Consider the following 10,514-nt stretch of genomic DNA (forward strand, 5'->3'; position numbering starts at 1 on the left):
TATCATGAAGTTAAGAATGTTTTCTATCATTCTCGTAATACTAATACTTGGTGCCGCCAGTGGCTTAATCCTTGGCGAATTATTGGTTAATGATAATGGGGAAGTAGTCGAGCAAGCAAAGATACCGACTAAAGAACAATCAAAGATTAGCGAAGATATTTTTGAGGCTCCTATATCCACCTATGAAGATGTATTACCAGATAATATTCCGAAAATAGATCATGATTTGGAAATAGCAATATTACCGAATGAAATTATCCTGCCAGAGCCTGTAAAAGAGCCAGAACAAAAAGCTTGGGAAATTAACGCTTTACCGTTTGATATACACAAGATTGATGGTCGTCCGGCTATCGCAATTGTTATTGATGATGTTGGCGTGGCGCAGGCATGGACCAGAAAAGCAATTCAAATGCCCGCCCCCATGACAATGTCATTTATTCCTTATGGTCGTAACCTAGATGAACATGTTGCAAATGCGCGTGCAATTGGTCATGAAATTATGTTGCATTTACCAATGGAGCCTAAAAATCCTGATGTAAACCCAGGTGATAATGCACTTATGACCAGCCTTGATGGTATTGAGCTTGTTGACAGAATGCTTTGGAATCTAGAGCAATTTGAGGGGTATATGGGTGTCAATAATCATATGGGAAGCAAATTCACTGCGAATGCAGAAGGCATGGGTATTGTTTTAAATGAAATTAAGTTGCGAGGATTATCCTTCATTGATTCCGTTACTTCTGGTGATACCGTTGGATATAAGATCGCTCAAGCCATTGGTGTTCCAACCACAACCCGTGATATCTTTCTGGACCATGTCAAAACAGAAGAAGCGATATGGAAGCAGTTAAATAAGGTTGAAGCTCTGGCGCAAAAGAAGGGAACTGCATTGGCCATTGGTCATCCTCATAAAGAAACAATTAAAGTTTTGAGTGAATGGGCCCAAGACTTGGAAACACGCGGTTTTGTTATGGTGCCTGCAAGTGTGGTTCTTAAAATAAGAAACGGCTACCCATCTGAAGATGTTGTAGCCGTTCAAAATTAAATACTTAATATCGAATTTAATTACTGCTATTGGAAGCAAAACGAACCGCTTCTTGGGCTGCACGTACCAACGCTCGGGATTTGTGATGACATTCCATATATTCTGACTCTGGATCAGAATCAGCAACAATACCTGCGCCTGCTTGGACAAACATTTTTCCATCTTTTACAACGGCTGTGCGAAGCGCAATACAGGTATCCATATCACCATCTGCACCGAAATAACCAATGCAGCCTGCGTAAATACCGCGCTTTTCTTTTTCTAGTTCATCAATGATTTCCATCGCCCGCACTTTGGGCGCACCGGAGACTGTCCCCGCAGGAAAACCTGCCATCAAAGCCTCCAAGGCATCCATATCATCACGAATCTCGCCTTCAACATTAGAGACAATATGCATGACGTGGCTGTAATTTTCGATAAAAAACTTATCCGTTACGTTTACAGAACCAATCTTTGAAACGCGTCCTACATCGTTACGCCCCAAATCCAATAACATCAGATGTTCGGCGCATTCTTTTTCATCAGCCAATAAATCTGCTGCTAATGCTTTGTCTTCTGCAGGTGTCGCACCACGTGGACGCGTTCCGGCAATTGGGCGAATGGTTACCTTATCATCCCTTACACGTACCAAAATTTCAGGGCTCGACCCAACAATGGAGAAGTCTTTGAAATTAAGATAAAAAAGGAAAGGGGACGGATTTGTGCGACGCAAAGCGCGATATAATGCAAATGGCGGTAGTTCAAAAGGTGTTTCAAATCGTTGACTTAATACCACCTGAAAAATATCACCAGCCAGAATATATTCTTTGGCCTTGGCAACCATATCAAAGAATTCTTCACGCGTGGTATTAGAAGCAGCTTCAGGTAAATCCATATCCTTGCTGATTGCATAGTTACCGTGAGGGATCGCACGTGTAAAATCACTTCGAATTTCTTCTAGACGCTCATGCGCCAACTCATAAGCTGCATTCGCAGAAATACCTTCTTCCGGCCGTACGGGGGTAACAACTGTCACCATATCTTCAATGCTATCGAAAACAGCCATTACGGTTGGGCGTACAAAAATACCATCCGGGGTATTCATACTATCAGGATTTACATTTGGTAGCTTTTCGACCAAACGAACAGAATCATATGCCATGTATCCCACCAAACCAGCTGCCATCGGCGGAAGGTTTTCAGGCAGTTCGATACGGGACTCTTCTGCAAGAGAATCTAACGATTCTAATGTTGGTTTTTCTTCAGGGATAAAACTATGAGCGTCGATACGGGCTTTCCGATTAATTTCTGCCTTGTTCCCAAAACACCGCCAGATAATATCCGGCTTCATACCGATAAAGGAATAACGACCACGAATCGCGCCGCCCTCAACAGATTCTAGTAAGAAACTATTTGGACGGCTTTCTGCAAGTTTCAAAAAGGCAGAAACTGGTGTTTCCAAATCCGCAACAAGTGTTGTCCATACCAGTTGAGGCTGACCAGCATTATATTTTACCTCAAACTCGTTAAAGGAAGGATAGGAGTCCATTGGTCGTTTTCCTGTATATCTTTTATTTATTAGTATTGAAGGTCAGTTAAGCTATTCACTAAACCTTGATTCACCGTCACGGAATGACGTTCACGAAGAGCTGAGCCATATTGCTGGATAAGGTCTCTTGTCATGCCCGCTAGCGTTGCTTCATCGATCTCTTTAATTGTTGCGCTGTCAGCAGAGAAGGTTGGTACATTGATTTGGTCTAATTGACCAACATAATATGCATTTCCTGCAAGACCTGATGCAGCGGAACCGACTGTTTCACCAAACAATGTTTGAATAAGGGATGCTGGTAGTTCTTCGTGACGTGAGGAGGAAGCAGGACGTGCTACATCACCGGCCAGTTTAACATCAGTTGAAACACTGCTAAGTTTTGCGCCATCATTAAGTCGAGCAAGAACCGCATCAGCTTTTTCTTGTGCTTTCAATCGACGTTGTTCAGCAATCCAAAGAGCCGTCGCCTCATCCTTAACTTCGTCTAATGACTTGATGCGAGTTGGAATCAATCCATCAACCCGTAAGATAAAGAAGCCATCATTTCCATCATCTTGTAATAAGCTGTCGAGACCTTCTTCTGTATCAAATGCAAATTTGATGAAAGAGGCAGGATTTGGAAGGTCAGTCAGGAAGTCACCAGACATATTTTTACCTGTTTCATCAATCCCTTCGATTGTTATCAAGGCAAGGCCAGCTTGGTTGGCTGCTTCTTCTAACGTCGCACCACCACCAATCGCATCGTCTAGTTGATTAGATAACTCATAAGCTTCATTTACAGCTTGTTCACGTGCCAGATCAGTGCGGATATCGGCCTCTACATCAGCTAAAGGTGTAGCCGTTGCATCTTTAATATCTGTAACTGTAATCAAATGCCATCCGAACGGGCTTTCAACAGGGGCTGAAACTGCACCTAATGCGAGGTCAAATGCTACATTTCCTAAATTTTCATCGGGCATTTCCGCACGGGTCATTGTACCTAGATTAATCTCATCTTCACCTTGATTGGCAGCTTCAATGGCTACCTCTGCGAAGGACTTCCCTGATTCTATTAATTCTTTTGCTGCCAAAGCTGCCGCTTCATCACTTAACAACATAAGCTGAATTGTACGTTGCTCTGCGTCGGTAAACTGATCTAGGCGTTGTTCGTAGTTTTCAAGTATAGCTGCATCTGTAATTTGAATATCTGCCGCAATCATATCGGGGTCAATTGCGATGTAACTCACTTTACGATAATCAGGCGCACGAAAACGTTCTTTGTTATTTTCATAATAGCTATTTAAAACGTCTGCGGATGGTTCTGAGATTACTTCATTTTCATCAATTGCGATTGAGATATAAGAAATATCGCGTGTTTCTTTTTGGAATTTATATAGGGCTTTGGTCGCAATGTCAGACGTAGCAACACCTGCACTCACAGAATCAAGTAACATATTTGCCACTACGTCTTTTGAAACAAGATTTTCAAAATATGCAGGGCTATAGCCTTGGTTTGCCAAAGAAAATTCGTAACGGTTACGATCAAAATTACCTGCGGCGTCTTGAAAATCTGGCGTATCGCGAATTGTACGGCCAATGATTTCTGCCGTTGGCACCAAATACATCTGACGAGCTTCTTCTTCGTAAGTAGCGCGTGTTACCAATTGATCGACGACAACGGCAGGAAGATTAATACTTCCCAGCATTTCTTGGCTAAACCCTCGTGCGCGAAGACTAGATTCCTGTTGACGAAGCTGTACAAGGAATTCTTGTTGTGTAACTTCAGTTTTACCTGCATTTGCAACAGACTGCCCAGCAGAGTTTGGAGAGAAAATATCGCCGATTCCCCATGCTGCGAAACTGAGTACTAAAAGGCCCATCAAAACTTTGACGACAACTGAGCCGCCCTTGTCACGAAGCTGCTTTAACATTGAAATTCCTATATTCGAATATGTAAAACCAAAAAGAATAACTATTACAGAGAGTAATCTTATATATTTATAGCTCACTCTAAATAAAAGAGGAGCGCATATTAAAAGGGGAAAGCAGGGCGGGCAATAGCCAATTCCCTATTGTATGCCAGAATCATCTCTAATTTATCAAATTATTGCTATTAAAAGATGATATGGACATGACTTGGCGAATGCTAAAGCTCATGTTATGCAATTGCCACTATGTGATTCGTGAGGCGAACATCTAATCATTAAGAGGTTATTTATGACTTTTAAGCGTAAACCAGTTGTGGCTGGGAACTGGAAAATGAACGGTTTGAAAGAAGAGGGCATTGAATTGGCGCGTGGCGTTGTTGAAGGTTCTTCTGATCTAAACTGCGAGATTATTGTTTGCCCATCTTTTCCGCTTTTACATCCAGTTTCTGAAGTTTTAGAGAATGATGTAAAGCTTGGTGCACAGGATTGTCATTTTGAACCAGGTGGGGCTTATACTGGGGATGTGGCTGTTTCTATGCTTGTGGATGCCAATTGCAGTCATGTAATTCTTGGACATTCCGAACGTCGTGCAGATCATGGTGAAACAGATGATATAGTAAAAGCTAAAGCTGAAGCAGCTTATGCGGCAGGCCTTGTTGCGATCATTTGTGTTGGTGAAACACAAGAGCAACGTGATCAGGGCTTAACGATGGCGACAATTTCGACGCAGCTAGATGCATCTGTTCCAAACGAAGCAACCGCTGAAAATACAATTATTGCATATGAGCCAGTTTGGGCGATTGGCACAGGCCTGACAGCCACGCCCGAAGATGCGCAAGATGTGCATGATCATATACGGACCTATTTAAAGACAAGCCATTCTTACGAAGTTACTGAAGCTATGCGCATTCTTTATGGTGGTTCGATGAAACCCGAAAATGCATCAGATCTATTGGCTCAACCAGATATTGACGGTGGCCTGATTGGCGGCGCGGCATTAAATGCCGATTCTTTCCTTGCGATCGCAAAGGCAGCATCAGATTTATAAAGATTTATAAAAACAATCATTTTCTGCTGGTAAAATAAGATAACTACCTGTAGAAACATACGGACCGTCGTTAGGCGCCTTATTTTCTTTTGCGCAATCTACATCGGTTCATCTGAAATTTAGATAAAGACAGGATGCGATACCATGGAAACGGTTTTGCTGGTAATTCATTTGTTGATTGCTATTGCTTTGGTAGCTGTTGTTCTCGTTCAGCGTAGTGAGGGCGGTGCCCTTGGTATCGGCGGTGGCGGTGCAGGCGGCGGTATGATGTCCGCACGTGGTGCAGCGAATCTTTTGACACGTACAACTGCAATTCTAGCTGCAGCATTTTTTATCAGCAGTATTGGTCTTGCAATCTTGGCGAACCAAACTCGCGAACCATCCTCTGTGTTGGATGTTGTTCCGGCTGCAACCGACGCGGTTGAAGAGATTACAACCCCACAGGTTCCAGACTCACAATAAGAGTTATCATCAAGGCGGCGTTCCAAAACAGCCGCCTTTTTTGAGATTGATACAGAAAGACTTTATTAAGTTTTTCTGTATTTTAACTATTTAAAACTAGATTATGAACGCTGTTTGATGTTTCATATCGGCAAAGGTAATTTTAAGGGATCAAGGTAGATATTCTTCCATGGCGGCTAAATATATTTTCATCACTGGTGGTGTTGTTTCTTCTCTTGGTAAAGGGCTTGCTTCTGCAGCTCTTGGTGCGATTCTTCAGGCGCGCGGTTACAAAGTACGTCTTCGCAAATTGGATCCGTATATTAACGTTGATCCAGGTACGATGAGCCCATATCAACATGGTGAATGCTATGTTACTGATGATGGTGCAGAAACAGATTTGGATTTGGGACATTACGAACGTTTCACGGGGGTTTCTTCTCGTCAATCTGACAACGTGACAACAGGTCGAATTTATTCTGAAGTTCTCGCGAAAGAACGCCGTGGTGATTATCTTGGCGGGACAGTGCAAGTTATTCCACATATCACTGATGCAATTAAAGAATTTGTTCAGTCTGATGTGACCGATGAAGATTTTATCCTCTGTGAAGTGGGCGGTACTGTAGGTGATATTGAAAGCCTGCCTTTCCTAGAGGCTATTCGTCAGGTTCGAAATGATTTAGGCCGTGCAAATACATGCTATCTACATGTGACTTTGTTGCCTTATATTTCAGTTGCGGGTGAGTTGAAGACAAAACCTACGCAGCATAGCGTGAAAGAACTACTGTCAGTTGGTATTCAGCCTGATATCCTTCTTTGTCGCGCTGATACAGAGATTCCAAAAGGCGAAAAACGTAAGATTGCGCTTTTCTGTAATGTTAAAGAAGAATGTGTGATTCCGGCACTAAACGTTGATACAATTTATGATGTGCCAAATGCTTATCATAAAGAAGGTCTAGATGTTGAGATTTTACGTCACTTTGACATGCTAGAAGAAGGTAAAGAAGATGATGTGGATTTAAGCCGTTGGGACAACATTGTTGATCGTGTACGCAATCCAGAAGGCGAAGTGAATATTGCTGTTATCGGCAAATATGTTGAACTTCTTGATGCTTATAAGTCCTTAAATGAATCTTTGATCCATGGTGGTATCGCAAACAATGTTCGCGTGAATATTAACTGGATTGAATCTGGTCGCTTTGAAGATCAAGATCCTGCAGACCATTTGGGTGATATGGATGCGATTCTTGTTCCCGGCGGTTTTGGCGAGCGTGGCGCAGAAGGTAAGATCGCAGCCGTAAAATATGCCCGTGAAAACAAAGTACCCTATTTTGGGATTTGTTTTGGTATGCAAATGGCGGTTATTGAAGCAGCACGCAATTTAGCAGGTATTGCTGATGCAGGTTCCTCTGAATTCTCTGACTGTAAAGAACCAATCGTTGGTTTGCTGACAGAATGGAAAAAGGGAAATCGCGTTGAAACGCGTGCTGATAATTCTGACATGGGCGGTACAATGCGCCTTGGTGCATATCCTTGTGCCCTTGTCGAAGGAACAAAAGCACATGAAATTTACGGTGGCTCTTACGTAGAAGAACGCCATCGCCACCGTTATGAAGTAAACGTAGCGTATAAAGACCGCTTGGAAGCTGCGGGTATGAAATTCTCTGGTCTGTCACCGGATGGCGTATTGCCGGAAATTGTTGAGATACCAGATCATCCTTGGTTTGTTGCTGTTCAGTATCATCCTGAACTTAAGTCCCGTCCGTTTGAGCCTCATCCGTTATTTAGCAGCTTTGTTCAAGCCGCGATGGAAAAATCTCGTCTGGTATAGGATTGAAATTGGAAAAGCGGGCCTTATGTCTAAAGCCCGCTTTTTATTTATTATTTTAAAGAGGATAGATCCATGACTGCCCCTCATCATATTAAACTAGGTGATATTACTATTGGTAATGACTTGCCTTTCGTTTTATTTGCCGGTCCATGCCAAATGGAGAGCCGCGAACATGCTTTCGATATGGCGGGTAAGTTAAAAGAAATTACAGATAAGCTTAATATTGGTTTTGTTTATAAAAGCTCTTTTGATAAGGCAAACCGTACATCTTTAAATACCAAACGTGGTCTCGGTCTTGATACGGCTTTAAATATTTTTTCTGACATCAAAAAAGAACTTGATGTGCCTGTCTTAACAGATGTGCACGAAGCCTCTCAATGTGCAGAAGTCGCTGATGTTATCGATATTATCCAAATTCCCGCATTTTTATGTCGTCAAACAGATTTACTGATTGCTGCTGCTCAAACCGGGAAAATTATCAATGTTAAAAAGGGGCAGTTTCTTGCACCTTGGGATATGAAAAACGTCCTTGATAAAGTGATCCAATCGGGAAACTCAAATGTTATGGCTTGTGATCGTGGAACAAGTTTTGGCTATAATACATTGGTGACCGATTTCAGAGGCTTACCTGAAATGGCGCGCACGGGGCAACCAGTTGTATTTGATGCAACTCATTCCGTGCAACAGCCAGGCGGCCAAGGTGGTACATCTGGCGGACAGCGTCAGTTCGTGCCTGTTCTTGCCCGAGCTGCTATGGCTGTTGGGGTGGCTGCGGTATTTATGGAAACGCATCAAGACCCGGATAACGCACCATCAGATGGCCCAAATATGGTTCCTGTCGATCAAATGGAAGAACTACTTTCAATTATGAAGCAGTTTGACACAATTACGAAATCAAACCTGGTCTATATTGGCTGAGTTAACTCACTTTCCTAAACCTAAGCGAAGAAAAGGTATTAGTCGATGGCTACAATTCTAGACATTCAAGCTCGTGAAATTTTAGACAGTCGTGGTAATCCAACTGTTGAAGTTGATGTGGTATTGGAAGATGGCTCTATGGGCCGTGCTGCAGTACCAAGCGGCGCATCTACAGGTGCACATGAAGCTCATGAACTTCGCGATGGTGGCGAACGCTATCTTGGTAAAGGTGTCCAAAACGCGGTTGATAATGTTAACGGCGAGATTTTTGATGCGTTGATTGGCTTTGATGCAACTGAACAAGTTGAACTTGATTACAAACTCATTGAATTAGATGGCACAGAGAATAAAAGCCGTTTAGGTGCCAATGCAATTTTGGGCACATCTTTGGCGCTAGCGAAAGCGGCAGCAGAATCTACAGGCATGCCATTATACCGTTATGTTGGTGGTGCATTCGCAAAAACATTACCGATTCCAATGATGAATATTATCAATGGTGGTGAACATGCGGATAATCCAATCGACATTCAAGAATTCATGATCATGCCTGTGTCTGCAGGCAGCATGGTAGAAGCAATTCGTATGGGCGCAGAAACATTCCATGCATTGAAATCTGGCTTGAAAGCAGCTGGTCATAATACAAATGTTGGTGATGAAGGCGGTTTCGCACCAAATTTGGGAAGTGCGACAGAGGCACTTGAATTTATCACACGCTCTATCGAGGCTGCTGGCTATAAGCCAGGTGATGATATCGTTCTTGCATTGGATTGTGCAGCAACTGAATATTATGAAAATGGTAAGTACAATTTGAAAGGAGAGGGCAAAGTTCTCGACGCGGCTCAGAATGTGGATTACCTAAAAGGTTTATGCGATGCATTCCCGATCGTATCAATCGAAGATGGTATGTCCGAAGACGATTGGGAAGGTTGGAAAGCCCTTACAGATACATTAGGTAATGATGTTCAGTTGGTTGGTGATGATCTATTTGTAACAAATCCGGTACGTCTAGCAGACGGTATTGAACAAGGTGTTGCAAATTCTATCCTGATCAAAGTGAACCAGATCGGTACATTGACTGAGACTTTGGAAGCCGTTGATATGGCACATCGTGCTGGATATACAGCCGTTATGTCTCATCGTTCTGGTGAAACAGAAGATAGTACAATTGCAGATCTTGCTGTTGCCACAAATTGCGGCCAAATCAAAACTGGTTCCCTAAGCCGTTCTGACCGTATTGCCAAATATAACCAATTAATTCGCATCGAAGAAGAACTAGGTGATGCCGCGGAATATGCGGGTGGCCCTGTCGAATAAATTGGCTAGAAATTATCCATATAAAATAGGGGCGTTGTATATTTGCAACGCCCTTAATTTTTGGGAAAAAAGTCCCGTTTTAGGATTCACAAATAAAACGAACACCCTTATGATGGCGTCATTGATTAAAAACAGGGTTAAAAATGTCCATTTTAGTGCGTGAAATCAAGCATCGCTCCCGCCAGATTATCTTTCCGGTAGTCGGTATTGGGCTTATTGGGTATTTTGTATATCACTCTGTTCAGGGGGATCGTGGCGTCATGTCTTATATGCGCATTGCTGCTGAGGTTTCACGGACGGAATTGAAGTTGGAGAAACTGCAAACAACAAGAGAAGATCTCGAACATCGAGTTTCTTTATTGCATCCCAAAAGTTTGGATCGCGATATGCTTGAAGAGCAAGCGCGCTATACACTAAATTATGCTAATCCAAACGATGTGATTATTATCGACCGGTAAAAGATTGATTATATATCGTTTTAT

General features: G+C 42.6%; 9 protein-coding genes. 7 read left to right on the plus strand and 2 right to left on the minus strand.

Going from position 1 to position 10,514, the window contains the following annotated elements; all coding sequences use genetic code 11:
* Positions 1-1,045: divergent polysaccharide deacetylase family protein (locus E1160_RS02595; RefSeq protein ID WP_155153434.1), on the plus strand; the 1,045-nt coding region annotated here is incomplete at its 5' end.
* Between the two features lie 16 nt (positions 1,046-1,061).
* Here the strand turns inward: E1160_RS02595 and trpE are convergent.
* Complete coding sequence (gene trpE, locus E1160_RS02600; RefSeq protein WP_155153435.1) at positions 1,062-2,573, minus strand: anthranilate synthase component I; 1,512 nt, start codon at positions 2,571-2,573, stop codon at positions 1,062-1,064.
* A gap of 29 nt (positions 2,574-2,602) precedes the next feature.
* The gene (locus E1160_RS02605) at positions 2,603-4,483 is read right to left on the minus strand and encodes a peptidyl-prolyl cis-trans isomerase (protein ID WP_155153436.1); all 1,881 of its coding nucleotides are present in this window, start codon (positions 4,481-4,483) and stop codon (positions 2,603-2,605) included.
* 286 nt (positions 4,484-4,769) lie between these two features.
* Between E1160_RS02605 and tpiA the strand changes: the two genes are divergently transcribed.
* From tpiA to E1160_RS02635, 6 genes are all read left to right on the plus strand, one after another.
* Positions 4,770-5,528: a triose-phosphate isomerase gene (tpiA, locus tag E1160_RS02610; RefSeq protein ID WP_155153437.1), complete on the plus strand. Its 759-nt coding sequence runs from the start codon at positions 4,770-4,772 to the stop codon at positions 5,526-5,528.
* A gap of 144 nt (positions 5,529-5,672) precedes the next feature.
* On the plus strand, positions 5,673-5,990 hold the full coding sequence (secG, locus tag E1160_RS02615; RefSeq protein WP_155153438.1) for a preprotein translocase subunit SecG: 318 nt from the start codon (positions 5,673-5,675) through the stop codon (positions 5,988-5,990).
* Between the two features lie 169 nt (positions 5,991-6,159).
* Positions 6,160-7,800: a CTP synthase gene (locus E1160_RS02620; protein ID WP_155153439.1), complete on the plus strand. Its 1,641-nt coding sequence runs from the start codon at positions 6,160-6,162 to the stop codon at positions 7,798-7,800.
* 72 nt (positions 7,801-7,872) lie between these two features.
* Positions 7,873-8,718 carry a 3-deoxy-8-phosphooctulonate synthase gene (gene kdsA, locus E1160_RS02625; protein ID WP_155153440.1) on the plus strand — a complete coding sequence of 282 codons (846 nt, stop codon included), beginning with the start codon at positions 7,873-7,875 and terminating at the stop codon, positions 8,716-8,718.
* A 45-nt stretch (positions 8,719-8,763) separates the two neighbouring features.
* On the plus strand, positions 8,764-10,032 hold the full coding sequence (gene eno, locus E1160_RS02630) for a phosphopyruvate hydratase (protein WP_155153441.1): 1,269 nt from the start codon (positions 8,764-8,766) through the stop codon (positions 10,030-10,032).
* Between the two features lie 143 nt (positions 10,033-10,175).
* Complete coding sequence (locus tag E1160_RS02635) at positions 10,176-10,490, plus strand: FtsB family cell division protein (RefSeq protein WP_155153442.1); 315 nt, start codon at positions 10,176-10,178, stop codon at positions 10,488-10,490.
* The last annotated feature ends 24 nt before the right edge of the window (positions 10,491-10,514 follow it).

It is taken from the genome of Curvivirga aplysinae (assembly GCF_009711445.1).
Classification (GTDB): domain Bacteria; phylum Pseudomonadota; class Alphaproteobacteria; order UBA8366; family Aestuariispiraceae; genus Curvivirga; species Curvivirga aplysinae.

What these genes read in the sequence shown, in the direction of transcription:
- trpE (WP_155153435.1), bottom strand. Translation starts at nt 2,573, where the DNA reads ATGGACTCCTATCCTTCCTTTAACGAGTTTGAGGTAAAATATAATGCT.
- E1160_RS02605 (WP_155153436.1), bottom strand. Translation starts at nt 4,483, where the DNA reads ATGTTAAAGCAGCTTCGTGACAAGGGCGGCTCAGTTGTCGTCAAAGTT.
- tpiA (WP_155153437.1), top strand. Translation starts at nt 4,770, where the DNA reads ATGACTTTTAAGCGTAAACCAGTTGTGGCTGGGAACTGGAAAATGAAC.
- secG (WP_155153438.1), top strand. Translation starts at nt 5,673, where the DNA reads ATGGAAACGGTTTTGCTGGTAATTCATTTGTTGATTGCTATTGCTTTG.
- E1160_RS02620 (WP_155153439.1), top strand. Translation starts at nt 6,160, where the DNA reads ATGGCGGCTAAATATATTTTCATCACTGGTGGTGTTGTTTCTTCTCTT.
- kdsA (WP_155153440.1), top strand. Translation starts at nt 7,873, where the DNA reads ATGACTGCCCCTCATCATATTAAACTAGGTGATATTACTATTGGTAAT.
- eno (WP_155153441.1), top strand. Translation starts at nt 8,764, where the DNA reads ATGGCTACAATTCTAGACATTCAAGCTCGTGAAATTTTAGACAGTCGT.
- E1160_RS02635 (WP_155153442.1), top strand. Translation starts at nt 10,176, where the DNA reads ATGTCCATTTTAGTGCGTGAAATCAAGCATCGCTCCCGCCAGATTATC.